This window comes from Allobosea sp. P2_A10, assembly GCF_056405115.1.
The window spans coordinates 589,650-616,298 of sequence record NZ_JBFUCS010000001.1; the positions used below are offsets into that span (position 1 = coordinate 589,650).

23 protein-coding genes are annotated in these 26,649 nt (G+C 65.4%); 14 read left to right on the forward strand and 9 right to left on the reverse strand.

What is annotated here, in order from left to right; all coding sequences use genetic code 11:
- Positions 1-35: 35 nt before the first annotated feature.
- Both AC1DZY_RS02880 and AC1DZY_RS02885 read right to left on the reverse strand, forming a co-directional pair.
- Positions 36-1,055 carry a nickel/cobalt transporter gene (locus tag AC1DZY_RS02880; protein WP_476818544.1) on the reverse strand — a complete coding sequence of 340 codons (1,020 nt, stop codon included), beginning with the start codon at positions 1,053-1,055 and terminating at the stop codon, positions 36-38.
- Positions 1,046-1,699, reverse strand: a complete 654-nt coding sequence (locus tag AC1DZY_RS02885; RefSeq protein WP_476818791.1) for a DUF1007 family protein — start codon at positions 1,697-1,699, stop codon at positions 1,046-1,048. Before AC1DZY_RS02885 ends, AC1DZY_RS02880 begins: the two co-directional genes overlap by 10 nt.
- A gap of 291 nt (positions 1,700-1,990) precedes the next feature.
- Here AC1DZY_RS02885 and AC1DZY_RS02890 point away from each other — a divergent pair, with 291 nt between their 5' ends.
- The 11 genes from AC1DZY_RS02890 (at position 1,991) to AC1DZY_RS02940 (ending at position 16,031) form a co-directional block, all read left to right on the forward strand.
- Positions 1,991-5,548: an indolepyruvate ferredoxin oxidoreductase family protein gene (locus AC1DZY_RS02890; protein ID WP_476818545.1), complete on the forward strand. Its 3,558-nt coding sequence runs from the start codon at positions 1,991-1,993 to the stop codon at positions 5,546-5,548.
- Between the two features lie 115 nt (positions 5,549-5,663).
- Positions 5,664-6,338: a Crp/Fnr family transcriptional regulator gene (locus AC1DZY_RS02895; protein WP_476818546.1), complete on the forward strand. Its 675-nt coding sequence runs from the start codon at positions 5,664-5,666 to the stop codon at positions 6,336-6,338.
- Positions 6,339-6,414: 76 nt separating this feature from the next.
- On the forward strand, positions 6,415-6,693 hold the full coding sequence (locus tag AC1DZY_RS02900) for a hypothetical protein (protein WP_476818547.1): 279 nt from the start codon (positions 6,415-6,417) through the stop codon (positions 6,691-6,693).
- Between the two features lie 286 nt (positions 6,694-6,979).
- The gene (locus tag AC1DZY_RS02905) at positions 6,980-8,968 is read left to right on the forward strand and encodes an AMP-dependent synthetase/ligase (RefSeq protein WP_476818792.1); all 1,989 of its coding nucleotides are present in this window, start codon (positions 6,980-6,982) and stop codon (positions 8,966-8,968) included.
- Positions 8,965-9,783, forward strand: coding sequence for an ABC transporter ATP-binding protein (locus AC1DZY_RS02910; RefSeq protein ID WP_476818548.1), 819 nt, complete (start codon positions 8,965-8,967; stop codon positions 9,781-9,783). The genes AC1DZY_RS02905 and AC1DZY_RS02910 overlap by 4 nt, the downstream gene beginning before the upstream one ends.
- Positions 9,783-9,971: a hypothetical protein gene (locus tag AC1DZY_RS02915; RefSeq protein ID WP_476818549.1), complete on the forward strand. Its 189-nt coding sequence runs from the start codon at positions 9,783-9,785 to the stop codon at positions 9,969-9,971. The genes AC1DZY_RS02910 and AC1DZY_RS02915 overlap by 1 nt, the downstream gene beginning before the upstream one ends.
- 155 nt (positions 9,972-10,126) lie before the next feature.
- Complete coding sequence (locus AC1DZY_RS02920) at positions 10,127-11,041, forward strand: branched-chain amino acid ABC transporter permease (RefSeq protein WP_476818793.1); 915 nt, start codon at positions 10,127-10,129, stop codon at positions 11,039-11,041.
- Positions 11,042-11,053: 12 nt separating this feature from the next.
- Complete coding sequence (locus AC1DZY_RS02925) at positions 11,054-12,133, forward strand: branched-chain amino acid ABC transporter permease (RefSeq protein ID WP_476818550.1); 1,080 nt, start codon at positions 11,054-11,056, stop codon at positions 12,131-12,133.
- A gap of 101 nt (positions 12,134-12,234) precedes the next feature.
- Complete coding sequence (locus AC1DZY_RS02930; RefSeq protein WP_476818551.1) at positions 12,235-13,566, forward strand: ABC transporter substrate-binding protein; 1,332 nt, start codon at positions 12,235-12,237, stop codon at positions 13,564-13,566.
- Positions 13,567-13,772: 206 nt separating this feature from the next.
- Positions 13,773-14,621 carry an ABC transporter ATP-binding protein gene (locus tag AC1DZY_RS02935; RefSeq protein ID WP_476818552.1) on the forward strand — a complete coding sequence of 283 codons (849 nt, stop codon included), beginning with the start codon at positions 13,773-13,775 and terminating at the stop codon, positions 14,619-14,621.
- Positions 14,622-14,798: 177 nt separating this feature from the next.
- The gene (locus AC1DZY_RS02940) at positions 14,799-16,031 is read left to right on the forward strand and encodes a phenylacetate--CoA ligase family protein (RefSeq protein WP_476818553.1); all 1,233 of its coding nucleotides are present in this window, start codon (positions 14,799-14,801) and stop codon (positions 16,029-16,031) included.
- A gap of 9 nt (positions 16,032-16,040) precedes the next feature.
- On the opposite strand, the gene ung is transcribed toward AC1DZY_RS02940, so the two are convergent.
- Together ung and AC1DZY_RS02950 are read right to left on the reverse strand one after the other, a co-directional pair.
- Positions 16,041-16,739 carry a uracil-DNA glycosylase gene (gene ung / locus AC1DZY_RS02945; RefSeq protein ID WP_476818554.1) on the reverse strand — a complete coding sequence of 233 codons (699 nt, stop codon included), beginning with the start codon at positions 16,737-16,739 and terminating at the stop codon, positions 16,041-16,043.
- A gap of 13 nt (positions 16,740-16,752) precedes the next feature.
- Positions 16,753-18,273, reverse strand: a complete 1,521-nt coding sequence (locus tag AC1DZY_RS02950; protein ID WP_476818555.1) for a bifunctional metallophosphatase/5'-nucleotidase — start codon at positions 18,271-18,273, stop codon at positions 16,753-16,755.
- A gap of 189 nt (positions 18,274-18,462) precedes the next feature.
- On the opposite strand from AC1DZY_RS02950, the gene hemH reads away from it, so the two are divergent.
- Positions 18,463-19,530: a ferrochelatase gene (gene hemH, locus AC1DZY_RS02955; RefSeq protein ID WP_476818556.1), complete on the forward strand. Its 1,068-nt coding sequence runs from the start codon at positions 18,463-18,465 to the stop codon at positions 19,528-19,530.
- 6 nt (positions 19,531-19,536) lie between these two features.
- Here hemH and AC1DZY_RS02960 read toward each other — a convergent pair whose 3' ends face one another.
- On the reverse strand, positions 19,537-20,430 hold the full coding sequence (locus tag AC1DZY_RS02960; RefSeq protein WP_476818557.1) for an alpha/beta fold hydrolase: 894 nt from the start codon (positions 20,428-20,430) through the stop codon (positions 19,537-19,539).
- Positions 20,431-20,475: 45 nt separating this feature from the next.
- Here AC1DZY_RS02960 and AC1DZY_RS02965 point away from each other — a divergent pair, with 45 nt between their 5' ends.
- Entirely contained in the window at positions 20,476-20,970 is a 495-nt protein-coding gene (locus AC1DZY_RS02965; protein WP_476818558.1) for a MarR family winged helix-turn-helix transcriptional regulator, read from the forward strand.
- Positions 20,971-21,055: 85 nt separating this feature from the next.
- On the opposite strand, the gene AC1DZY_RS02970 is transcribed toward AC1DZY_RS02965, so the two are convergent.
- The 4 genes from AC1DZY_RS02970 to AC1DZY_RS02985 form a co-directional block, all read right to left on the reverse strand.
- Positions 21,056-21,994 (reverse strand): TorF family putative porin, encoded by a 939-nt coding sequence (locus AC1DZY_RS02970; RefSeq protein ID WP_476818559.1) that lies wholly within the window; start codon positions 21,992-21,994, stop codon positions 21,056-21,058.
- Positions 21,995-22,213: 219 nt separating this feature from the next.
- Complete coding sequence (locus tag AC1DZY_RS02975; protein WP_476818560.1) at positions 22,214-23,647, reverse strand: L,D-transpeptidase family protein; 1,434 nt, start codon at positions 23,645-23,647, stop codon at positions 22,214-22,216.
- A gap of 223 nt (positions 23,648-23,870) precedes the next feature.
- Positions 23,871-24,824 (reverse strand): acetyl-CoA carboxylase carboxyltransferase subunit alpha, encoded by a 954-nt coding sequence (locus AC1DZY_RS02980; protein WP_476818794.1) that lies wholly within the window; start codon positions 24,822-24,824, stop codon positions 23,871-23,873.
- 103 nt (positions 24,825-24,927) lie between these two features.
- Entirely contained in the window at positions 24,928-25,695 is a 768-nt protein-coding gene (locus AC1DZY_RS02985) for a class I SAM-dependent methyltransferase (RefSeq protein ID WP_476818561.1), read from the reverse strand.
- 149 nt (positions 25,696-25,844) lie between these two features.
- Between AC1DZY_RS02985 and gloB the strand changes: the two genes are divergently transcribed.
- Positions 25,845-26,609: a hydroxyacylglutathione hydrolase gene (gene gloB, locus AC1DZY_RS02990; protein WP_476818562.1), complete on the forward strand. Its 765-nt coding sequence runs from the start codon at positions 25,845-25,847 to the stop codon at positions 26,607-26,609.
- The last annotated feature ends 40 nt before the right edge of the window (positions 26,610-26,649 follow it).

Sequence of the window (26,649 nt, forward strand, 5' to 3'; positions counted from 1 at the left end):
CGTAAAGGCGTGCCAACGCCCCGCAGCTTTGACGCCTAACTCCCGACGCCCGCTGCCCACATCCCGAAGAGCAGCGCCGTCCCCAATACCGCCACGAAGGCCGCCGCCAGTAACTCCAGTCCGGCGATCAACCTCGCGCCGCCAAGCGACCCGCCACCGGCAAATCGGAGCGCCGCGAACTTGAAGAAGACCGCCAGCGCCGCAAGCGCGCCGGTCGTCAGCGCGGTCCCCAGCGCCATCGCGAAGGTCGCGGCGATGCCGGCCCAGAGAAGGCCCTGCGAGGCCGAAAAGACCAGGATGATCAGAGCGCCCGCGCAAGGCCGCAGACCCGCGGCGAAGACGACGCCGGCCATCTCGCGAAAGCCGCGCAGCCGCGCGACCTCGTCGGGACCGGGCATGTGGACATGGTCGCAGGTCGGGTCATGCGCCTGCGCGCCATGGCCGAGCGCCAGCAAAGCGCCGGCCTTGCGCCAGAGCACGTAGAGACCGACGAGGCCGACCAGCGCGAAACTCGCCTGCTCGATCACGAATGTCGTGGCACTCATCTGCGCGGCCGTCGCTTTCAGCAGCAGGGTCAGCGTAGCGACGAGGCCAATCGCGACGAGCGCCTGCAGGATCGCGGCGGCAAAGCTCAAGGCGAGGCCGCGCCGCAGGCTGCGGTTGTCGGCGACGATATAGCCGGAGATCACCGCCTTGCCGTGGCCCGGCCCGGCGGCATGGAAGACGCCGTAGCCGAAGGACAGGCCGAGCAGGCCCCAGAGCGCGGCGGGCGTCTGCGCGATCGCTTTCAGCGTCGCCGTCAGCTCGCGGTAGAAGGATGATTGCCAGGCAAGCAGCACGCCGCCGATGCCGGTTGTCGACGGCAGCGCCTCGCGCGGCAGCGACGTGCCGAAGGGGTTGCGTGGCGGCGGGCGCACGGGACCGAACGCGCCTGCGAAATAGGCGGCAAGCGCAAGCACACCGGCGACGAGGGCCAGCGCCGCCAGGGCGACGATCAGCCGGCGCGACAGCGCCGGCCAGGCGAGCATGGCGGGGCGGGGCGAACTCAGGGACATGCGACCAGCGCGCGCGTCGTCACCGTATAGGCGCTCATGTCGGGCGTCGCGGTGACGTCCTCCTGTGACAGCTTGAGCTGGGTCGCGTTGTCGAGCTTGGGCGGGCGGGCGACGCGCACGACGCAGCCCTTGGGCGCATCGCGCGTGATCACCGCATCGGGCGCATCGACGATGTCGAAGGCGACGAAATAGCTGGGGTCTCCGATCTCCAGTCCGAAGGAGCGGTTCGACGCCGCCGGCGTCTTCAGCGGCAGGGTGTAGGTCAGGGTCAAGATCTTGCTGTCATTGTCGAAAACCAGCCCGGCATCCACAGGCGACCCGAATTCCTGCAGTTTGCCATTGGCTTTGGCGGTGGTGAAGAAGCCGACCTCCGGCAGGGATTCCATGTTGACCTTGGCGAGATCCACCAACTCGTCCGGTGACAGCTTGCCGTCGCCGTTCTTGTCGAGGCCCTGGGTGATATAGGACGAATAGGCCTCGTCGAAGCTCCAGATGTGCTTCAGCCCGGTGACCTTGCCGTCCGGCCCATAGAGAATTTCGGCGCGGGCGCTCACAAAGACGTGCGGATGCGCCTGTGCCGGAGCAGCCAGGCACAATCCCAACCCCAGCCAGGCGAACAGGGCGCAGACACGGACGCTTCGCATCAAGGGCGGCTTCCTTCGCTTCAGGCAAAGCCTGCGGGAAACATGGTCAACAAGGTGCTAATACCGTGCTCGGCTGACAGGTTCGATACAGAAAGCCATCGCCGGGAAACAGGGCCAAATCGCGGCGCGGAGCTTTGGTAAAACCTAGTTTGGAACGATGACAGGAAGATTGACCGGCCTCGCAAGATATGTCAGCATTACTGACATAAATCGACGGATATCATTCGCAGCTTGGAGGTCGGATCAACCGGCCCCATATTTCCGCAACGGGACGATCGAGGGAGGTCGGCCATGGCCGAGATTCAGAACGCCGCGACGTCGGACGGCAAACCCCGTTCCAACGCCCTGCGCGAAGTCGCGCTCGACGACAAATACGACCTCGCCAAGCAACGCATCTTCCTGAACGGCACGCAGGCCATCGCGCGCATGCTGATGGTCCAGCGCGAACGCGACCGGCGCGCCGGCCTCAACACCGCCGGCTTCGTCTCGGGCTATCGCGGCTCCCCGTTGGGCGGGCTCGACCAGCAGCTTGCGCGCGCGACCAAGCACCTCACCGCAGCCAACGTCGTCTTTACGCCCGGCCTGAACGAAGACCTCGCGGCGACCGCCGTCTGGGGCACGCAGCAGGCCGAGTTGCAGGGCGAAGGCAAATATGACGGCGTCTTCGCGCTCTGGTACGGCAAGGGCCCGGGCGTCGACCGCACCGGCGACGTCTTCCGCCACGGCAATATGGCCGGCACCTCGCCCCATGGCGGCGTGATCTGCCTGATGGGCGACGACCATACGGCCGAATCATCGACCAACGCCCACCAGACCGAATTCGTCTTCGTCGACCGGATGATGCCGATCCTGAACCCGGCCGGCGTGCAGGAGATCATGGATTATTCGCTTCATGGCCTGGCCTTGTCCCGCTTCGCGAGCGTCTGGGTCGGGATCAAGTGCGTCAAGGACAACATCGAATCGACGGCTTCGGTCGATGGCGACGTCGAGCGGGTGAAGATCGTCATCCCGGATGATTTCGAGATGCCGCCGGGCGGCCTCAGCATTCGCCGCGAGCTCGATTTCCTCGATCAGGAAAAGCGCCTCCACATCCACAAGCGCGCGGCGATGCTGGCTTACCTGCGCGCCAACAAGCTCAACCAGACCATCACCCATGGCGGCAAGACGCCCCGCATCGGCATCATCACCGTCGGAAAATCCTATCTCGACGTGCGCCAGGCTTTCGAGGAGCTCGGCATCGACGAGGTCCGCGCCAACGATCTCGGCATCCGCCTGTTCAAGGTCGCCTGCCCCTGGCCGATCGACCCCTCCGAATTGAAGAGCTTCGTCTCCGGGCTCGACCTCGTCATGGTCGTCGAGGAGAAGCGCTCTCTGATCGAGGTGCAGGTCCGCGAGGAACTCTACGGAGCCGAGCAGCAGCCGATGGTGATCGGCAAGAAGGACGAGAACGGCGAATGGCTGTTCCCGGTCCATGGCGCGCTCGACCCCAACGATGTCGCGATCGCGCTTGGCGCGCGCCTGCTCCAATATCAGGAGGACGCAGGCCTGCGGAGCCGTCTCGAGGAGATCGCCAAGGCGCAGGGGCGGCTCGCCGAGGCGCAGGAAGTCGCCAAGCGCACGCCCTATTACTGCTCGGGCTGCCCGCACAACACCTCGACCGTGGTGCCCAAGGGCTCGCGCGCCTATGCCGGCATCGGCTGCCACTACATGGTGCAGTGGATGGACCGCGACACCGTCGGCTTCACCCAGATGGGCGGCGAGGGTGCGAACTGGATCGGCGAAGCGCCCTTCTCGACCCGAAAGCACGTCTTCCAGAATCTCGGCGACGGCACCTACACCCATTCCGGCTCGCTCGCGATCCGCTGGGCTGTCGCGGCCGGCGTCAACATCACCTACAAGCTGCTCTACAACGACGCTGTCGCGATGACCGGCGGGCAGCAGGCGGAGGGGCATCTCTCGCCCGACCAGATGGCCCGCCAGATCGCCGGCGAGGGCGTCAAGCGCATCGCGGTCGTCAGCGACGAGCCCGACAAATACCCGGCCGGCACGATCTGGCCGCCGGGCACGACCTTCAACCACCGTGACGACCTCGACGCCGTGCAGCGCGAATTGCGCGAAGTGCCGGGCGTCTCGCTGCTGCTCTACGACCAGACCTGCGCCACCGAAAAACGCCGTCGCCGCAAGCGCGGCACCTATCCCGACCCCGACAAGCGCGTCATCGTCAACGAACTGGTCTGCGAGGGCTGCGGCGATTGCGGCGTCAAGTCGAACTGCGTCTCGGTGCAGCCGCTGGAGACCGAATTCGGCCGCAAGCGCCAGATCGACCAGTCGAACTGCAACAAGGACTTTTCCTGTGTGAAGGGCTTCTGCCCCTCCTTCGTCACCGTGCATGGCGCGCGGCCGAAGAAGGCTGCCCCGCGCAAGCTCGACGCCGGCGCGATGGGTGAAAGCCCGATCCCGGAGCCGATCGTACCCGCGCTGACCCGCAGCTATGCCGTCGTCGTCACCGGCGTCGGCGGCACCGGCGTCGTCACCATCGGCGCCATCCTCGGCATGGCCGCGCATCTCGAAGGCAAGGGCTGCGGCATGATCGACATGGCCGGCCTCGCCCAGAAGGGCGGCGCGGTCTTCAGCCACGTCAAGCTCGCCCCGACGCCAGACGAGATCCACGCCATCCGCGTTTCGGCCGGCCAGGCCGATCTCGTGCTCGGCTGCGACCTCACCGTCACCGGCTCGAAGAAGGTGCTCGGCTCGATCAAGCCGGCGGGCTCCTGCGTGGTGGTCAACACGGCCGAGAGCCTCGGCGGCGATTTCACCCGCAACGCCGACCTGTCGCTGCCGGTCGAGCGCCTGAAGCGCTCGATCCTGTCTGCCGGCGGGCGCGACCAGACCCATTTCGTCGATGCGACCGCGGCCGCCGTCGCCTTCATGGGCAACGCCATCGCCGCCAACATGTTCATGCTCGGCTACGCCTGGCAGTTCGGCGGCGTGCCCTTGTCTCGCGAGGCGCTGCTGCGCGCCATCGAGCTCAATGGCGAGGCAGTGCCGATGAACAAGCAGGCCTTCGAGCTCGGCCGCCGCGCCGCGCATGATCCTGCTGCTCTGGTTGCGGCATTGTCGGAGGCAAAAGCCCCGACGCAGGCGCGCCACATCTCGGAGACGCTGGACGAGATCATCGCCCGCCGTGTCAGCTTCCTCACGGCCTACCAGAACGCGGGATACGCCGCCCGCTACCGCGACCTCGTCGCAAAGGTGCAGGCGAAGGAGGCGAGCATCCTGCCCGGCCAGCACGCGCTGACCGAAACGGTCGCGCGCTATCTCTTCAAGCTGATGGCCTACAAGGACGAATACGAAGTCGCCCGGCTCTATGCCGACGGCTCGTTCCAGAAGCAGGTCGAGGCGACCTTCGAGGCGACCAGCGCGTCGGGCGAGAAACTGCGCTACGAGTTCAACCTCGCCCCGCCGCTGCTGGCAAAGGTCGATCCCGCGACGGGCGTGCCGCGCAAGATGACGTTCGGCCCCTGGATGATGTCGGCCTTCGGCCTGCTGGCGAAGCTGAAGGGCCTGCGCGGCACGGCGTTCGACGTCTTCGGCTACAGCCATGAGCGCAAGACCGAGCGGGCGCTGATCACGGATTACGAGGCGCTGATCGGAGAAATCCTCGGCAAGCTTTCAGCCGGCAACCACGCGCTCGGTGTCGCGCTGGCCGCGATCCCCGAAAAGATCCGCGGCTTCGGCCATGTCAAGGAGCGCCACCTCAAGGCCGCCAAAGCCGAGGAGGCCGAATTGCTGGCGAAACTGCGCGACGGTTCGGCGGCAGCGCTGGCGATGCCGAGGGCGGCCGAATAGGGGCCTCTTCCCTTCTCCCGCAAGGGGAGAAGGGAAGACGTGCGCGTCCTGTCGGCTTGAGTTTCACGCTGCCCGCCTCATACTGATGGATGCCCCTCCCAGGACACGCCCCGCCTTGATCTCCGCCGAAGAGCTCCGACACATCGCCGCCTGGTCGCGCGACCTGACGGACGCCGAGTTCGAGGAGGCGCGGCGCGGTGTGACGTTCAAGGCCTATGGCAAGGGCGCCAATATCTGCCATGTCGGCGACAGGATGGAGGCCTGGACCGGCGTCGCCGACGGCCTGGTCAAGATGTCCACCACCTCGAAGACCGGCAAATCGGCGACGCTGGCGGGCATGCGCGCCGGGGCCTGGTTCGGCGAAGGCACCGTGATCAAGGGCGAGTTGCGCCGCTACGAACTGGTGGCGCTGCGCGAGACGAGGCTCGCCTTGATGCGCCGCCCGACCTTCCTCTGGCTGTTCGAGCATTCGGCCGCGTTCAACCGCTTCCTCGTCCACCAGTTCAACGAGCGCCTCGCCCAGTTCATCGCGCTGGCCGAAACTGAGCGCACGCTCGATTCGACCGGCAGGCTGGCGCGCAACCTCGCCTGGCTGTTCAACCCGACGCTCTATCCCGGCCAGGACCGGACGCTGGCGATCAGCCAGGAGGAACTCGGCCTGCTCGCCGGCATGTCCAGACAGATCGCCAATCAGGGGTTGGCGAAGCTCGAGAGCCTCGGCCTGCTCGAGGTCGGCCATGGCAGCGTCACAATCAGGGATCTCGACCGGCTGGCGCGCTACGAGGGTTAAGAGCTTAAGGGAGCATTAGTTTTGCTGCAGGAGAAGCATTTGTGACTTGTTTTTGCCCGTTGGGCACGATGATCTCATGACCCAAGCTATTTTCCTTCAAGCTGCCCTCGCGACCTTTTTGATTCTGCTGTTCGTGATGGGATGGCAGCGGCAACCCGTCAAAAGTGCGTTTGGCCCAGCGGTCATCGGCGCGATTATCGCCACCGCATTGCTATTGTTCAGTGTGTCGTTTGATGGATTCGCGCTTATGTGGGCACTGCCCACTCTGGCGTCCATGGTCGCCTACGGACTGGCGGCATTCGGATTGGGCCGGGCCATGAGATGGCTCTCGAACTTCATTCGACAATCGAGATAGACGTCAGAAAAGCGAATTAGATCGTCGGACGCGGTCAAAGCGAAAGTAGATTGTCGCTGCGCGCGCAGTCCCCGCCGGGGCAGTTTTCAAACGCAGTCACGATCGCGTGCAAAAACGCCCAAATAGACTTCTGCAAGACAATAGCGACCAAATGCTGGCTTGTCTGTCAAGCCCTCCCTTGCAAAGGTGAGGGGCGGCTGCGAGGTTTGCATAACGAAGACGGGTCGAAAACGGTCCGAACGATGGCCGGTGCAATGTACGCCGGCCGCTCAGGGTGGAGAACGGCATCGTGGCAAGCGCAAGCGCCGGCCAGGCGGATACCTTTCCGAAATTGCTGCTGCGCAATGCGCGCGAGCGGGGCTCGCGCGTCGCGTTCCGCCACAAGGACCTCGGCATCTGGCAGTCCTGGAACTGGGCCGAGGTCGCCGACCAGGTGCGCGCCTATGCCCAGGGCTTGCGCGAGCTCGGCCTGAAGCGCGGCGATAAGGTCGCGATCATCGGCTACAACCGGCCGCGGCTTTACTGGTCGATGGCGGCCGCGCAATGGCTCGGCGCCGTGCCGGTGCCGGTCTATGCCGACAGCGTCGCCGACGAGATGGCCTATGTGCTGGATCATGCCGAGGCGGTGTTCGCCTGCGTGCAGGACCAGGAGCAGGTCGACAAGATCCTCTCCATCGCCGACCGCCTGCCGCATCTGCGCCAGATGCTCTATGACGAGCCGCGCGGATTGCGCGACTACGACCATGGCAAGCTGCACCAGATCGACAAGGTGATCTCGGCCGGCGCAGCCTCGCTGAAAAGCGACCCGACCGCCATGGCTGCGATCGAGGCCGAGAAGGAGGCCGGCTCCGGCGCCGATCTCGGCATCATCCTCTACACCTCCGGCACCACCGGGCGTCCCAAGGGCGTCATGCTCAGCCATTTCAACGTGATCACGGCGGCCGAGATCGGCTGCCAGTTCGACGGGCTGACTCAGGACGACGAGATCATCGCCTATCTGCCGATCGCCTGGGTCGGCGACCATGTCTTCTCCTACGCGCAGGCGATCATCGCCGGCTTCTGCGTCAACTGCCCGGAAGGGCCTGAGACCGTGATCGACGACCGGCGCGAGGTCGGCACCACCTATGCCTTCGCCCCGCCGCGCGTCTTCGAGACGATGCTGACGGTCACGATGGTGCGGATGGAGGATGCCGGCCCGCTGATGCGCAGGATGTTCCACTATTTCCTCGGCGTCGCGAAGAAGCACGGCGAGAAGATCCTGAATGGCGAGAGAGTCCCAGTGGGCGCAAGGCTGCTCTACAGGCTCGGCGACATCCTGGTCTATGCGCCGCTGCGCAACCGCTTCGGCCTCAGCAACATCAAGGTCGGCTACACTGCCGGCGAGGCCATCGGCCCGGAGCTGTTCAGGTTCTACCGCTCGATCGGCGTCAACCTGAAGCAGCTCTACGGGCAGACCGAGGCCGGCGTCTACATCACCATGCAGCCCAATGGCGAGATCAAGGCCGACACCGTCGGGCGGCCCGCGCCGCTGGTCGAGATCCGGATCGACGACAATGGCGAGGTGCTCTACCGCTCGCCCTCGATCTTCGGCGGCTATTTCAAGGACCCCGAGAAGACCGCCGAGACCATGACCGCCGACGGCTATGTCCGCTCGGGAGACGCCGGCTTCTTCGACGAAAGCGGCCATCTCAAGATCATCGACCGCGCCAAGGATGTCGGCAAACTCTCGAACGGCGAGCTGTTCCCGCCGAAATACATCGAGAACAAGCTAAAATTCTATCCCAACATCAAGGAGGTCGTCGCCTTCGGCCAGGGCCGCGACTACGCCACGGTGGCGCTCAACATCGACCTGACGGCGGTGGGCAACTGGGCCGAGCGCAACAACGTCGTCTACGCCTCCTATCAGGAACTCGCCGGTCACGATCTCGTCTACGACATGATCGCAAAACACATTGACGAGGTGAACCGCTCGCTCGCCGCCGAGCCGCTGATGGGCGGCGCGCAGATCAGGCGCTTCCTGATCCTGCACAAGGAACTCGACGCCGACGATGGCGAACTCACCCGCACCCAGAAGGTCCGGCGCGGCTTCATCGCCGAGCGCTACGCGCCGCTGGTCGATGCGCTCTACAACGGCACCGACGCCGCCGACATCTCCACCGAGGTGACGTTCGAGGACGGTCGCAAGGGCGTGATCTCGGCCCGCGTCAAGGTTCGCGACGCAAAGATCTATCCGGCTACCTCCGCTCCGGCTCCGACCACGGCGAGGGCGGCATGAACGCGGAAGCGATGAACGTGACCGGCGAGCCGATCGCCCGCAAGAAGGGCGAGGTGCTGCTCGCCGTCGAGAACATCTCGCTGCGCTTTGGCGGCGTGAAGGCGATTTCGGATGTCTCCTTCGACATCCGCAAGGGCGAGGTCCGCGCGATCATCGGCCCCAACGGCGCCGGCAAGACCTCGATGCTGAACTGCATCAACGGGTTCTACCACCCGCAGGAAGGCCAGATCACCTATAAGGGCCAGCGCCGCGACAAGATGAAGCCGCATCGCGCGGCCGCCGCCGGCATCGCCCGGACCTTCCAGAACGTCGCGCTGTTCAAGGGCATGTCGACGCTCGACAACATCATGACCGGCCGCACCCTCAAGATGAACCGCAACTTCTTCTGGCAGGCGCTGCGCCATGGCCCGGCGATGGCCGAGGAGATCGAGCATCGCAAGGTCGTCGAGGACATCATCGACTTCCTGCAGATCCAGCACATCCGCAAGCTGCCCGTGGGCAAGCTGCCCTATGGCCTGCAGAAGCGCGTCGAACTCGGCCGCGCGCTCGCGATGGAGCCGGAGCTGCTCCTGCTCGACGAGCCGATGGCGGGCATGAACCTCGAGGAGAAGGAGGACATGTGCCGCTTCATCCTCGACGTGAACAACGAGTTCGGCACCACCATCGCCCTGATCGAGCACGATATGGGCGTGGTGATGGACCTCTCCGACCGCGTCGTCGTGCTCGAATACGGTCGCAAGATCGCCGACGGCACGCCCGAAGAGGTCAAGTCGAACCAGGCCGTGATCGACGCCTATCTGGGAGTGGGGCACTGATGAACGCGCCTCTCTCATTGCCTTTTTCCCTGGAAATGCGCGCCGTCATTCCGGGCGCAGCGAAGCGGAGACCCGGAATCCATCGTAAAGCGCCGGCGCTCGACGATGGATTCCGGATCGGCGCGGCTGCGCCGCTTGTCCGGAATGACGGTGCGGGTTCGAATGGTCGTCAGGACACCACGACATGAGCGACGTCGCCGCACGGCCCGCCCCGAACCTCCTTACCAACCCCTGGATCAAGACTGGTCTGATCCTCGCAGCCGTCGTGGTCGCCGCGATCATCGGCGCTCGGCTCGACAGCTCAGGCACGCTCTACAAGATCGTCATCGACCCGTTCCAGCAGATGGTGTCCGCACCCGATCTTCTGGTCCAGACGATTTGGGAGGGGCTCGTCTCCGGCGTGCTCTACGCGCTGATCGCGCTCGGCTTCGTACTGATCTTCAAGGCGTCGGGCGTGTTCAATTTCGCGCAGGGCATCATGGTGGTCTTCGCGGCGCTGACGCTGGTCGGCCTGCATGAGAAGGGCGTTCCGGCCTGGCTCGCCGTCATCCTGACGCTCGGCGTGATGTTTGCGCTCGCCGTGACGATCGAGCGCGTCGTGCTGCGCCCGCTGGTCAACCAGCCCGACATCATCCTGTTCATGGCGACCTTCGGCATCACCTATTTCCTGATCGGCTTCGGCGAGGCGCTGTTTGGCGGAAACCCCAAGCAGATGATCACCGAGCAGCTCTGGCTGCCCAAGGGCGCGATCGACCTGAAGCTCTTCGGCGGCCTCGTCTCGCTGCAGAAAATCGACATCGCCGCCGCGATCATCGCTTCGATCATGATCGCGGCGCTTGCCGTCTTCTTCCAGTACACCCGGATCGGCCGCGCCCTGCGTGCGGTCGCCGACAGCCACAAGGCCGCGCTCTCGGTCGGCATCTCGCTGAACCAGATCTGGGTCATCGTCTGGTTTACCGCCGGCATCGTCGCGCTGATCACCGGCATCATGTGGGGCGCGCGCTCCGACGTCTCCTTCGCGCTGGAAATCATCGCGCTGAAGGCCCTGCCGGTACTGATCCTCGGCGGCTTCACCTCGATCCCCGGCGCGATCATCGGCGGACTGATCATCGGCATCGGCGAGAAGATGGGCGAGTTCTACTGGGGGCCGCTGGTCGGCGGCGGCATCGAGAGCTGGCTCGCCTACTTCATCGCGCTCGGCTTCCTGCTGTTCCGTCCGCAAGGACTGTTCGGCGACAAGATCATCGAACGCATCTGAGAGGCTGACACCGTGTTCTACCGCGAAGCCGGCCAGTACAAATCGACCTATTCCGCCGATATGGCGGTGTTCCCGATCCTGCAGGACCGGGTCGGCATCGCCGTCATCCTCGCCATCGCCTTCATCGGCGTGCCGCTGATCGGCAACGACTTCTTCACGACCTCGGTGATGATCCCGTTCCTGGTGTTCTCGCTGGCGGCGATCGGGCTCAACATCCTGACCGGCTACACCGGGCTGATTTCGCTGGGCACGGCGGGCTTCATGGGCGTTGGCGCTTATGCCTGCTACAAGATGACGACCCTCTTCCCGGGGGCGAACATCTTCGTGCTGGTGCTGGTCTCCGGCCTGTTCTCGGCCGCGATCGGCGTGCTCTTCGGCCTGCCCTCGCTGCGCATCAAGGGCTTTTACCTCGCGGTGGCGACGCTGGCCGCGCAGTTCTTTCTGCAATGGGCCTTCATCCGCGTGCCCTGGCTGTTCAACTACAACGCCTCGGGCGCAATCGAGGTGCCGCAGCGCCTGTTCTTCGGCATCCCCGTCACCGGCGCCTCGGCGCTGCCGCTGACGCGCTATTATGTCTGCCTCGTCCTCGTCGTCGGCCTGACCTGGTTTGCTTCCAACCTCGTCCACGGCAAGCTCGGACGCTCCTGGATGGCCGTGCGCGACATGGACATCGCCGCCGAACTGATGGGCATCAAGCTGCTCAACGCCAAGCTGCTCGCCTTCGCGGTCTCGTCCTTCTATGCCGGCGTCGCCGGCGCGATGATGATCTTCTTCTGGTATGGCGGCGGCGAAGCGGCCGACGTGTTCAACATCCGCCTCTCCTTCAACATCCTGTTCATGGTGATCATCGGGGGGCTGGGCTCGCTGATCGGCTCGTTCTTCGGCGCGATGTTCATTGCCGGGCTGCCGACGATCATGAAGTTCGGGCTGCCGGCGATCGGCATCCCGCTCTCGGGCGCAACCGCCGAGCATGTCACCTTCATGCTGGTCGGCGCACTGATCGTCGTCTTCCTGATCGTGGAGCCCCATGGCCTCGCCAGGCTCTGGCAGATCGGCAAGCAGAAACTGAGAACCTGGCCGTTCCCCTATTGAGGCGGCCCAGAAAAACGACCCGTCGCGCATATCAAGCGGCGGGCAAAGCAGACGGACCCGGCCAACCGCCGGGAACCGGCAACAACAACGGAGGACGTCCAATGACCAAGACTCAACTGATGAAGGGGGCGGCGCTCGGCGCCCTGCTCGCATCCGCCGCGGCCATTGCCCCGGCAAGCGCGCAGGACTCGGTGTATTTCGCCAACAACGCCTATCGCACGGGTCCCTTCGCCGGCTCCGGCATCCCGATCGGCGACGGCATGCGCGACTACATCACCATGATCAACGAGCGCGATGGCGGCGTGAACGGCGTCAAGATCGTCTACGAGGAATGCGAGACCGGCTACGACACCAAGAAGTCGATCGAGTGCTACGAGCAGGCCAAGTCGAAGAACACGATCCTGTACTCGCCCTGGTCGACCGGCGCGACGCTGGCCGCGATCCCGCGCGCCCATATCGACAAGATCCCGATCCTCTCGATGGCCTATGGCCTCTCGGCCTCGGCTGACGGCACCAACTTCCCCTGGGTCTTCATCCCGCCGATGACCTATTGGGACGGCGCCTCGCTGATGGTCAAGCACATGGCCGCCGAACTCGGCGGCATGGACAAGCTCAAGGGCAAGAAGCTCGGCCTGATCCATCTCGACGCACCCTTCGGCAAGGAGCCGATCCCGGTGCTCGAAAACCTCGCCAAGAAATACGGCTTCGAGGTCAAGCTCTATCCGGTCGCGGCCGCCGACATGCAGAACCAGGGCTCGCTCTGGCTCTCGATCCGCCGTGACCGGCCCGACTATCTCTTCAACCAGGGCTGGGGCGCGATGAACCCGACCGCGGTCAAGGAGGCGATCAAGAACAACTTCCCGATCAACAAGCTGGTCGGCGTCTGGTGGGCCGGCGGCGACGACGATGCGCGCGCCGGCGGGCCGGAGGCCAAGGGCTACAAGTCGCTGAACTTCAACGCGGCCGGCACCAACTTCCCGGTGATCCAGGACATCCAGAAGTTCGTCGTGGAGAAGGGCAAGAGCCTGTCGCCCAAGGAGAAGGTCGGCGAGAACCTCTACAATCGCGGCGTCTACAACTCGATGCTCGTCGTCGAGGCGATGCGCAACGCCCAGAAGCTCAGCGGCAAGAAGGTCGTGACGGCGGAGGACATGCGGCGCGGCCTGGAGAGCCTCAACGTCACCGAAGCGCGGCTGAAGGAGATCGGCATGGAAGGCTTCGCCACGCCGACCACGATCTCCTGCACCGACCATTCCGGCCACAGCAAGGCCTATGTCGCGGAGTGGGACGGCACGAAATGGACCAAGAGCGGCGACTGGCTCGAGCCCCTGAAGGACGAGGTCCGGCCGCTGATCGAGACCAACGCCAAGGACTATGTCGAAAAGGCCGGCAACTGGCCCAAGCGCGCCGAGCCCTGCGAGAAGTCGTCCTGAGTTGAAACGGCGGCGCGGCTAGCCGCGCCGCCAGCCAACGCTCCTCTTCTCCCCTTGCGGGAGAAGGTGGCGCGCAGCGCCGGACAAGGGGTCGGGCTGCGCTTTCAATGTCGTCCTTTCCTTTTGGAAAGGTCGACGCAACCCCTCATCCGTCTCGGCTTCGCCGAGCCACCTTCTCCCGCAAGGGGGGAAGGGAAGGAGCGCGAATGTCCACCTTGATCCTAGACCAGCAGACCGCAGTCGCCCCCGCGACGGACAACATCCTGTCGCTGAACAACATCGAGGTGATCTACGATCACGTCATCCTCGTGCTGAAGGGCGTATCGCTCAACGTCCCGCGCCAGGGCATCGTCGCGATCCTCGGCGCCAACGGGGCCGGCAAGACGACGACGCTGAAGGCGATCTCGAACCTGCTCAAGGCCGAGCGCGGCGAGGTCACCAAGGGCTCGATCGTGTTCGAAGGCGAGCGCGTCGACAGGATGTCGCCCAACGAACTGGTGCGGCGCGGCTGCATCCAGGTGATGGAAGGCCGGCACTGCTTCGGCCATCTCTCGATCGAGGAAAATCTGCTGACCGGCGCCTTCACCCGCCGCGACGGCAACGCCGCGATCAAGCGCGACCTCGAGAAGATCTACGAGCTGTTTCCGCGCCTGAAACAGCGCCGCAATTCGCAGGCCGGCTACACCTCGGGCGGCGAGCAGCAGATGTGCGCGGTCGGTCGCGCCATGATGTCGAAGCCCAAGATGATCCTGCTCGACGAACCCTCGATGGGACTGGCTCCGCAGATCGTCGAGGAGATTTTCGAGATCGTCCGCCGGCTCAACGCCGATGAGGGTGTCTCCTTCCTCGTCGCCGAGCAGAACACCAACATGGCGCTGCGCTATGCGACCTATGGCTACATCATGGAAAACGGCCGCATCGTCATGGACGGGCAGGCCGCGATGCTGCGCGAGAACGAGGATGTGAAGGAGTTCTATCTCGGCGTTTCCGAAGGCGACAAGAAGTCCTTTCGTGACGTCAAGAGCTACAAGCGCCGGAAGAGATGGCTGTCGTGATGTGCCGGCTTCCAGTTTGTTCTCCGTCATTCCGGGCGGAGCGCAGCGGAGACCCGGAATCCATCATAAGGCTAGACAGCGCTCTACGATGGATTCCGGATCGGCGCCGCTTCGCGACTTGTCCGGAATGACGGCGAGATTGAAGACCAAAGCTGTGGCGGGCCAGGAACGAGACCGATGAGCGAGCATCACGACAGCGCCGAGACCCGCTCGCCGGAAAGCCGCGAGGCCGATCTGTTCGCGCGCCTGCCGGGCGTGCTCGCCGCCGCAATGCAAGCCCCAGCCTACGCCGCTCATCTGGGAGCCATCGACGCTGCCGCGATTACCGACCGTAACGCGCTCTCGACGCTGCCGATCCTGCGCAAGGCCGATTTGCCGGCCCTGCAGAAGCAGAACCTGCCCTTCGGCGGCTTCGTCTCCGCGCCGCTCGGCTCGTTTGGCCGGCTCTTCACCTCGCCGGGCCCGATCTTCGAGCCGGAGGGCGCCCATGGTGATGCCTGGGGTGCGGCGCGCGGGCTTTATGCCGCGGGCTTCCGGGCCGGCGATGTCGTGCTGAACACCTTCGGCTATCACCTGACGCCGGGCGGCTTCATCATGGATTCCGCCGCGCGCGCCTTGGGTTGCGCGGTCATTCCCGCTGGCCCCGGCAACACCGAGCAGCAGATGGAGGTGATCACCGCCTACCGGCCCGGCTGCTATGCCGGCACGCCAGATTTCCTCAAGATCCTGATCGAGGCGGCGGAAATCCGCGGCGTCGACATCTCCTGCATCAAACGCGCGGTGGTCTCGGGCGCAGCCTTCCCGCCTTCGCTTCAGGCCTGGGTCAGGGAGCGCGGCATCGACGCCTACCAGCTCTACGCCACCGCCGATGTCGGCGTGATCGCCTATGAGACCGGCGCGCGCGAAGGCATGGTCCTGAACGAGAACCTGATCGTCGAGATCGTCCGGCCCGGCACCGGCGACCCGGTCGCGGAAGGAGAGGTCGGCGAGATCGTCGTCACCAATCTCGATCCGCATCATCCCCAGATCAGGCTTGCGGTTGGTGATCTGACAGCCGTGATCCCCGGTCTCAGCGCCTGCGGCCGCACCAACGCCCGCATCAGGGGCTGGATGGGCCGCGCCGACCAGACCGCCAAGATCAAGGGCATGTTCGTACGTCCCGAACAGGTTGCCGAGATCGCCAAACGCCATGCCGAGATCGCCAAGCTGCGCCTCGTCGTCGGTCGGGCCAACGAGGTCGATACGATGACGTTGAAGGCCGAAATCTATGCCGAGCCGGCGGGACTGGTCGACGCCGTGTCGCTCAGCCTGCAGCAGATCACCAAGCTCAAGGGCGCAGTCGAAATCCTGCCGCTCGGCGCGCTGCCCAATGACGGCAAGGTGATTGCCGACGAGCGCCCGGTGGGCTGACGGAGCGCCTCACCACCTGATTGGCGGCTCACCTCGCTCCACCAGCCATTCATTCGCCCGCGAAAACGGCTTCGACCCGAAGAACCCGCGCCGCGCCGACAAGGGCGAGGGATGCACGCTGGCGATCACCAGATGCCTCTGCTCGTCGATCAGCCCGCGCCTGGCCTGCGCGGGATTGCCCCAGAGCATGAAGACAACATGCGGCCGCTTCGCCGAGACTGCGGCGATGATCGCGTCGGTCACCGCGCCCCAGCCGAGCGCCAGATGCGAACCCGCCTTGCTTGCGCCCTCGCGCACGCTCAGCGCCGTGTTGAGAAGGAGCACGCCCTCCGCCGCCCAGCGCGTCAGGTCGCCTGTGACGGGCGCACCCACGCCGAGATCGTCACCAAGCTCGCGATAGATGTTGACCAGCGAACGCGGCAAAGGCGGCGGACCGGCATAGGAGAAAGCGAGCCCGTTGGCGTGACCCGGCGTCGGATAGGGATCCTGCCCGAGAATGACGACGCGAACCGCGGAAAATGGCGTCGCGGCCAGCGCCGCGAAGACCCGCCCGGGCGCTGGCGCGACGACATGACCGGTCGCGATTTCAGCGTCGACGGCCGCGCAGGCGCGCTCCGCCGCGCCTTCGGCGAAGACGCTCAGTTCCCGCCAGCCGGCGGAGCCCGGCGAAGCCAGAAAGGCGGCAAGCGCCGCCCGGTACCCGCTCACTTCAGGCCATTCTTCACTTCAGCACCGCCCTGCCCTCGATTTTGGCGTCGACCGTGCCCATGCGGCGCAGATAGACCATGACCTCGTTGGCCATCAGCTTGCCGTCGGTCAGGCCGATCAGGGTCTTGCCCCGGCCGAGCGCCGTATAGCCGTCGCCGCCAGCCAGCATGAAGTTGTTCGAGGCCACGGTGTAATTCGCCGCTTCGTCGATCGGCTTGCCGTCGACCATGACCGAGACCACGCGCTGCCCGGTCGAGCGCTTGAGATCGGCCTCGAAGGTCAGGCCGGAGACTTCCGGAAAGCGGCCGGCTCCCTGCGGCGCGTCGCGCAAGCCGTTCTCGATCGCGTCCTTCACGTCCTTGCCGGTGATCTGGACCATGATCGAGGCGTTGCCGAAGGGCAGTTCGCTCAGGACGTCGCGCCGCGTCAGCTTGTGGCCGGCCGCATATTGCTTGTTGGCGCGGATGCCGCCCGCATTGGTGATGGCGAGTTGCGCGCCGGTCGAGGCGCGCAAGGCATCGGCGATCAGGTTGCCGATCGCGGTTTCCTGCGTGCGGATGACGCCGGTGCGTGAATCGAGCGGGCTGGCGAGCGTGGCGATCTCGACGTCGAGTTCCTTCGACAGCTCGGTCTCGTAGCCTTTTACGATTGCCGCGACTTCCGGCTCGGGCGTGGCGGCCCGGCTGTCATTGACGCGGAAGGTAGGCGTCCACGCGACCTGCCGGGCCGCGCCCTCGCCGGTCACTGTCACGGCGATATCGATCGCGGTGACGTAATTGCCCTCCTCATTGGACTCCACCATCACCACCTTGCCGTCATAGGCGATGGCGAGGTCGTGGTCATGGCCGGTCAGGACGATGTCGACGACGCGCGAGCGCACGATCTCAAGGTCCATCCTGCGATCGGCGTGAACGACCGCGACAAGAATCTCGGCCCCTTGTGATTTCAGCGTGCGCGCCTCGCGGCGCAGCGCATCCATCGTCGAGGAGAATTGCAGGTCGCCGGGGCTGGAGAGCTGCGGCGTTGGGTCATAGGTCGTGCCGATGACACCGACCTTGACGCCGCCGAGTTCGAACAGCTGCGAGTCCTTGTGGCCCGGCAGCGGCTTGCCCGCAGCATCGCGCAGGTTCGCCGCGAAAGTCGGATAGGTCTGGGCCGCCGTGAGCTTGAGATAATTCTCCTTGCCGAAATCGAACTCGTGGTTGCCGGGCACGAAGATGTCGATGCCCATCCTGTTCTGCATCGCGACGATATGAGCGCCCTGGTCGAAGCCCGACATCAGCGAAGGCGAGTAGCAGTCGCCGGCATGGCAGAAGAGCAGCGGCACGCCCTTGGCGCGCTCGGCCTTGGCGATGCCTGCAGCCCTTGCGAAGCCACCTTTACCCTTGTCGTCGCCCATCTTGTAGATGTCGTTGACCAGCAGCAGCGTGAAGGCCGGCGCGGGCACCTGCGCCATGGCGGCAGGCGCGGTCGCCGCGAGCGCCGCAGGAGCGGCGAGAACGCCAAGCGCATTGCGGCGTGTGAGCTTGGTCATGGGGCGACGCCTCCGCTTTTCTAAAACGATGACAGACTAGCAAGGCCCGCACCCCACTGGCCAGCACAACGCAGGACCGGGGCGCGCACGCGCGTGTTCGCCATTGTCGCACCCCGATCTCCGCCAGCCCTAATCACTGGACGAAAGCCGGAACTTGTCTAAATCACGAGTAAAGGAAAGCGCGCGACCATGACAGTCGAGACCAGTTCCGCCGCGACCGACATGCGCGCCGTCAAGTTGCCGGGCGACCATCCGCGCATCCGCGCCGGGCGCATCGGCGTGCTGCTGATGAATCTCGGCACGCCCGAAGGCACCGACTACTGGCCGATGCGGGCCTATCTGAAAGAATTTCTCTCCGACCGTCGTGTCATCGAGACCACGCGCTGGATCTGGTGGCCGCTGCTGAATCTGGTGATCCTGACGACGCGGCCCGGCCGCAAGGGCAAGGACTACGCCTCCATCTGGAACAATGAGCGCAATGAGGGGCCGCTCAAGACGATCACGCGCTCGCAGACCGAACAACTGGCGCAGCGCCTGGGGCCCCTGACCGGCGAGCGCGTCGTCTTCGACTGGGCGATGCGCTACGGCTTCCCAGACGTGAAGAGCCGCATCCAGGCGCTACTCGACCAGGGCTGCGACCGTATCCTGCTGGTGCCGCTCTATCCGCAATATGCCGCGCCGACCTCGGCGACGGCCTGCGACCACGCCTTTCGCGCCCTGATGGAGATGCGCTGGCAGCCCGCGGTGCGCGTCGCGCCACCCTATCACGACGACCCCGTCTATATCCGGGCGCTGGCGGATTCGATGCGCGGCGAACTCGCCAAACTCGATTTCGAGCCCGACATCATCCTGTGCTCGTTCCACGGCATGCCGAGGGAATATCTGCTCAAGGGCGATCCCTATCACTGCCAATGCGCCAAGACGTACCGGCTGCTGCGCGACGAGCTCGGCCTTTCCAAGGAGCGCTTCCGCCTGACCTTCCAGTCCCGCTTCGGTCCGGCCGAATGGCTTCAGCCCTATACCGACCAGACGGTCGAGGCGCTGGCCAAGGCCGGCACGAAATCGCTCGCCATCGTCGCGCCCGGCTTCTCGGCCGATTGTCTGGAGACGCTTGAGGAACTCGATGTCGAGAACCGCGAGATTTTCATGCACAATGGCGGCGAGCGTTTCGCCTATCTGCCCTGCCTGAACGATTCCGACGAAGGCATGCGGGTCATCACCGAGGTGGTCCAGCGCGAGCTGATGGGCTGGATCTGAACGCCGCTAGTCGACGACGAAGCGCGTCACAGTCTCGACAACACTGCGCGCCTGCAGGATGCGCCGGTGGCCGAGCCCGCTCATGGCCGCGAGCGTGACGAAAGGACCGGCGGCCGCCAGCGCCTGCGCATGCTCGAAGCCGACCTCCTTGTCGTTGCGGCAATGCACTACCAGCGTTGGTCGGGCGATCACGGCAAGCTGGCTTGCGCCTTCGAACGCCGTCACCGGCGCGCCAGCGACCACGTGGATGCGTCGCTCCATCGCCGCCTGACCACGCGCACCGAGCCCGATCGTCGCGCCGAAATGCCGCGAGACCATCTGCATCGAGGCCGGAGCCGAAATCATCGCCAGCCGTGCCGCCCGGACGGCGGGCTGGCCCGGCACCGTGCGCGCGAGCGCAGCCATCGCGATCGAGCCGCCGAAGGAATGCGTCACGATCGCATGCACCGGCGCGAAGGCGCGAGCGACCGACGTCAGGCTCGCAACTCCGATCGGAATGTTGAGTTCGCTGCCGGTCGAACCGCCATGGGCCGGCAGGTCATAGGCCACGACGCGAAAGCCCGCCATCAGCAGCGGCGCGACGAAGGCGGTCATAAAGGCGGCTTCGCCGGTCCAGCCATGCAGCAGGATGACCGTCCGTCGCGGCGCTTCGGTCTCCGCCTCGCCCGGAGGCTCGAACAGATAAGCCGCGACCGAGCCGCAGGGAAATGGCACCGAAATTGTCTGCGCCTGAGCCAGCCGCGCCACGACGGACTTGACCGCGTCGCCGCGATTGGCTCCCTGCTTGCGACGGGGCGGGGTACAGAAAGCCTTGAAGGCGAGCCGGCCGGTGATGGCAGGCGCCACGAAACTGGAGACCGCGACAAGCGGCCGGAGCAGACGGAGTGCGGTGACAGCCATGGCGCGACCTCGATTCTGTTCATCGCTGAACAATTATGTTCAACCATGAACAAAAAGCAAGAGGCTGAATTGCCGGGTTCCGACGCGACGAAACCCGAGCGGCAGGTGCTGCCCTGGGATCTGCCGCGCTTCCACAACTGGATCGCGGTCGCGCGCGTGCATCAGCTCTGGAAGAAGGTCTTCGGCGAGGCGCTCGTCCCGCTCGGCATCCAGCTCGCCCATTACGACGTGCTGGCCAACATCTTCCATGCGCCCGGGCTGACGCAGCAGGCGCTCGCCGAGAAGCTCCTCGTCGGGCGCAGCGCCATGAGCATGCTGTTGCCGGAGCTCGAACGGCGCGATCTGGTCGAACGCCGCAACGACGAGGCCGACCGCCGCGTGCGCCGGCTCTGGCTGACGCCGGCCGGCGAGGCGGTCACGCGGCAGGCCATGGCGATCCATGTCGTGCGCATCGAGGCGATGATGACGGTGCTCAGCGACGAGGAGTGCAACGCCGTCGGCGAGATGATGCGCCGCGTCGCCAAATCGCTCGAAGACTGAGCCCGCCACCTTTCGCGTGGCTCGCACAACGAAAAAGGCCGCTCGCGAGAGCGGCCTTTCGCATTCGTATCCGATCAGGCGATGCTTACTTCGGCGCGAAGATGCCGAGGCTGCTGGCGGTGATGTCGAAGGAGAGCGAGCCGACCACGGTCGGGTTGCACCACTTCGAGGTGAAGCCGCCGCCGGCATTGCCACGGGCGATGCCCGACGGGTCCGAGGTCAGAAGGAAGCAGTTCGACTTCGACAGGTTGGTGTCGTGATAGCGCACATCCGCCGTCAGGTTCTTGTAGGTGTAGGACAGACCGACATTCCAGTAGTTGTAGTCGGGCAGCCGGATCGCGACGGGGAAGGCGATGTTGGTGTTGGTCGTCCCGAGCCAGTAGCGGCCAAACTCGCCCGAAACCGCCAGGCCTTCGAGGAAGGGCAGGTTGTACTTGGCGGTGGCGGAGATGTAGGTCGCGTCCGCGCCTGTGCCCAGCCAGTTCCACGAATAGAACGCATTGGCGCCGACCGTCAGCTTGTCCTCCCAGTTGTAGGAGACCTTGCCGGCGAGTTCGAGGAAGTCGGTGTTCTTCGGCGTCCAGATTGCGCCGAGATTGTCGATGAACCGGCGCTCCGTGGGATAATAGTACTGGATCACGCCGAGATCGAAGGTGACCGGGCCGAACTTCGGCCGGATACCGGCGGTGAAGTCGATTTCCGCCGGGGGGTTGGTGGCGAGATCGACGCTCGAGGCCCAGACGCCAGCGTAGAACAGGTTGTCGTAAAACTGCAGCTCGGCGCCGCCCTGGATGGCGGGCTTGCGGTCGCTCTGCGAAATGCCACGGAAGTTATAGTCCGTCGTCGCCTTGATGGTGACGGCGACGTCAAACCAGGTGATCGCGGGCGGGATCGGGGCGACCGGAGCGCCCTTCTTGCTCGGCAGGTCGGCCGCTTGGGCGGAGCCGCAAAGCACAGCCAGTGAAACCGCCGCGCCGGCCAGGGAATAACGGGAGAAATCGAGCACCATCATCAGCTCCGTCATGCGTTCGAATCTGCGCGCAAGCTGCCGCGCTTTCGACATGATGAAGCCAGTGGTTCGCCCAGATCGGCAAGACGAGCTTTTCAGCAACTTGCCTGCTGCGCAGGCAAAAAGCTTATAGCCGCCTGGTTTCGACGCCTTCGAAACAGGCGTAGCCGACAAACCGAGGCGATGTGATATTTACGTCACGCATGCCGGGCACATGACGCCCGGCACAACCCATCAGCGCGTCAGCGACTGGCTCGCATAGGCGGCGGCGGGCTGTTCGAGCTGCGTCGTGCGCAGGCCGCTGGCGCGCCGCGGCGGCAGCGGCGCAAGGATGCTGGTCGGCGAGGATGGCACGCTGGAGGCGACCGCAGTCGAACCCTCGGTCGTGCTCGGCGGGGATGACGAACCACCGATCAACGGCACGAAGCTGAACGCGCGCTGGTAGAACGGTGCGCCGGCCGGCTGTTCGGTGGCAGGCGTCGGCGCCACACTCGCGACGATCGGCGCAGGCGAGGCCGCACCGGGAACGACCTTGGCGACCTGCGTCGCAGCGCTGGGCTTGCCTGGCGCCGACGGCTTGGCGGCAAGGCTCGCCGTGGTGGTCTCTGCCTCGTTCTGCGCCGGCGCAGCCGCGATCGCGGCAAGCACGGCGTCATGGTCGGACGATTCGGCCCGAACCGTCGTCTTCGGCTTGCCCGAATTGTCGAGCACGACGACGCGCGGCCCGCTGGAGATCGCATCGGGCCGGCTCACGCCGACATCCCGCGAGGCCCAGGTCGCCGTGCGGTTCAGCGAATCCGACCCATTGGCGGCGAGCGCACGTTTGAACGAGCTGTGGCTGTCGCCATCGTCATAGAGAAGCTTGATCGCAGGCGTGCCCTTGGCGACGAGCGCGGCGACCTGGATATCATCCTGCTGACGCTTGTGCTGCACGGCCTGGGCCACGGACGAATCCGAGCCGGGCGTGCTGAAGACATAGCGCCCACCCGAGACCGAAACCGGCGGCTCATCGCCCGTGACCTCGAAATAATCCGTGCCTTCCTTCAGGTTCTTCCAGAAGGCGATGTTGGAATCGAGCCGATGCCTGGCGAGGTTTTCGGCGTTCATGCGGAAGGGAAGAGCCTGCATCTGCACGGATTTCTGCCCGGCATTCTGCGCCTCGCGCATCAGCGCGTAGATCTCGCCGATCTGGTCGTCTGTCATCGAATAGCAGCCGGCCGAGGAGCAGGCGCCATGCACCATCAGATGCGCGCCGGTGCGGCCATAGGAGCGGTCATAGGCGTTGGGATAGCCCATGTTGAACGAGACGTAATAGGCCGAGTTCGGGTTCATCTGCGCCGGCGTGATGGCGTAGAAACCTTCCGGCGCCATCCGGTCACCCTCGCGGACCTTCGGCCCGAGCTGGCCCGACCAGCGGCACATGGGATAAGTCTTCAGCAGCGCATACTGCCCGTTGGGCTTGCGCTTCCAGATCTCGAGCTCCGATTCCTTCTTGTAGGACCGGATCAGGATCGGCTGATCCTTGCTCATGCCCTTCTCGGCCATCAGCGTATAGGTCGCCGAGGGGATCGGGATGTTGTGCCGGGCGGAGCCGCGATAACGGTCCTCCTCACAGGCGCCCAGGGACAATGCAACAAATGCCACGAGCGCGAGTTGCTTGAATGCCACGTCGTCAATCCCATCGTCGGTCGGCGCAAGCGCGACGTTCTGACTTTGCAACACGGCCAAATTGTGCCGCCTGCACGGTTGTAGAAGCATTAGCCTTGAGGGTTCCTTACCACAGGGCCATTTGCGTTGGCCATATGGTCAACGAAGTCTTTCACCGCCGAGATGCGTGCTGGCGCAACAGTCACCCAGCGCCCGCAAGACAAAGCGTTCGATCCCAGATTTCTCAGAGATTCCGGCCGATCGCGAGAAACTTCTCGGCGCGGCGCTTCACGATGTCGTCGGCTCCGACGCCGGCGAAATCCGACAGGGCCGAGGCGATGGCGTCGCCTGCGCGCATGATCGCGGCCTGCGGATCGCGATGCGCCCCGCCCGTCGGCTCGGTCACGATCCGGTCGATCACGCCGAATTTCAGCAGGTCCTGCGCGGTGATCTTCATGCCGGTCGCGGCGTCCTGCGCCCGGGCGGTGTCGCGCCAGAGGATCGAGGCCGCGCCTTCCGGCGAGATCACCGAATAGATCGCATGCTCCAGCATCATGACACGGCTGGCCGCCGCGATCGCGATCGCTCCACCTGAGCCGCCCTCCCCGATGACGAGCGCGACGCTGGGCGTGCGCAGGCCGAGACAGGCCTCCGTCGACCGCGCGATCGCCTCCGCCTGGCCGCGCTCCTCGGCCTCGATGCCGGGATAGGCGCCAGCCGTGTCGATGAAGCTCAGCACGGGCAGCCCGAAACGGTCGGCCAGTTCCATCAGGCGCACCGCCTTGCGATAGCCCTCGGGCTTGGGCATGCCGAAATTGTGCCGGATGCGGGTCTCGGTCGAATCGCCCTTTTCCTGACCGATGACGCAGACGGCCTCGCCGCGAAAGCGGGCAAAGCCGCCGACGATCGCCTCGTCCTCGCCGAAGGCGCGGTCGCCGGCGAGCGGCGTGAACTCGGTCACGAGCGCAGCGCAGTAGTCCTTGAAATGGGGACGCTGCGGATGGCGCGCGACCAGCGTTTTCTGCCACGGCGTCAGCGCGGCGTAGAGGTCCTTCAGCGCCTGGCTCGCCTTGGCGTCGAGCTTGCCGATCTCGTCGCCCAGCGCATAGCCCTCGCCCTTCGCCTCAAGCGCGCGCAACTCGTCCGCCTTCGCCTCGAATTCGGCGACCGGCTTCTCGAAATCCAGATAGCTTCGCATCATCATCCAGTTCAGTGCCGCCCATTGGGCCCGCGCATATGCGTTTGAGAGGGAACCGAGGCCGCGAAAAGCGGCGGACCTTGGCCGCGCGCCGAGACAGTTGTCAACCCGAGGCGCCATCTCTCACAGACTCTGCGATCCGGGGCGTCGGCGTCGGTTGTGGCAGCAGGATCGGCCGGAACGCGAAGCTGCGCCGTGTCGCGCGCAACGGCGCGCGCCGGTAGAACTGCTTGGTCGCGTCGATGATGTGCACGCCGGCAAAAGGCAGCGACAACCCCGCGCCGGCCCGTTCCCAGGCGGCAGCCGAGCGCATCAACAGGCGACGCTTCACAGGCGGCACATAAAGCGCCTCTGCCCAGTTCTCGGGCGAGAATTCCGCAGCCCGCATCAGCGATTCCAATTGCGAGCGGCTGAAGGGCCGGCCATGGCCGAACGGCGTGCCGTCCATCCTCGCCCAGAGTCCGCGGCGATTGGGCACAACGACGAGCATGCGCCCGCCGGGCGACAGCACGCGCGACACCTCCTCCAGCAGATCGTCGGGGCTTTCCGTCTCCTCCAGCGCATGAACCAGCACGACTCGGTCGATCGAAGCGGTCGACAAGGGCAGCAGCGTCGGCTCGACCAGCGCCGAGGCCGAGGGACCGTCGGAGGGCCAGTTCACCACGCCCTGGGCCGCCGGCATGAAAGCGAGCACGCGCTCGGAGCCGACGCCCAGTACGGAAAGATAGGGCGTCGCGAACCCGAGGCCGAGCACGCGCTGGCGGCCGCAATCGGGCCAGAAGCGCAGCATGGCCTGTCCAATGAAGCGTCGCGCGACATGGCCGAGCGGGCTGGCATAGAAGGCGCGCAGGTCAACGACGTCGATGGGCATGGGCCGCGAAGATGTGATGCGACGGGCCGTGGCGCAAGGGTGCGAATGGCGAGTGGACGTCTCTGTGCAATCCCTTCAGCCTGACCGGGCTGGCGTCGCAGCCCGCCATTCGTTATTCGCCACTCGCCATTCGCGCTCCGGAGCCAGCCATGCCCCTCGACCTGCACGTCTTCCGCACGCTCAGCGACAATGCCGGCGCGCTGCTCTTCGACCCCGAGACGAAAGCCTGCGCGGCGGTCGATGTGCCCGACGCCGGCGAGGTCATGACGGCGGCGAAGGCCAGGGGCTGGTCGATCAGCGACATCTTCATCACCCACGCCCATTCCGACCATACCCAGGGCGTCGCCGAGTTGAAGGAGGCGACAGGCGCCTTTGTCTGCGGCCCCGCCGATGCGGAAGGCTCCGCCCCGCTCGATCGTGTCGTGGGCGAAGGCGACACTGTCGCGCTTGGCGGGTCGAGCTTCGAGATCTGGCACACGCCGGGCCATTCCGCCGGCCACCTGACCTTCGCCGGCAAGGATTCCAAGATCGCGCTCGTCGGCGACGTCGTCTTCGTCATGGGTTGCGGCCGCGTCCAGCCCGGCCAGATGGCGGCGATGTGGACCTCGCTCTCGCGCATCATGGCTTTGCCCGACGATGTCCGCCTCGTCGGCGGCCATGACTACACTCTGTCCAATGCGCGCTTCGCCATCGCGATGGATCCCGCCAACCCGGCGCTTCAGACCCGTTTCGCAAAAGCCGAGGCCGCGAAGGCGGAAGGACTGTTCTGGGCGCTGACGACGGTCGGCGAGGAGAAGGCGACAAATCCATTCTTCCGGGCCGGAGAAGGTGCGCTCGCCGCCGCCGTCGGCCTCAACGGCAAACCGGCCGGCGAGGTTTTTGCAGCGCTGCGCGAAGCCAAGAACAGGTTCTAGGGCATGATGCCGAAAAGTGGGAACCGGTTTTCGGGCGACA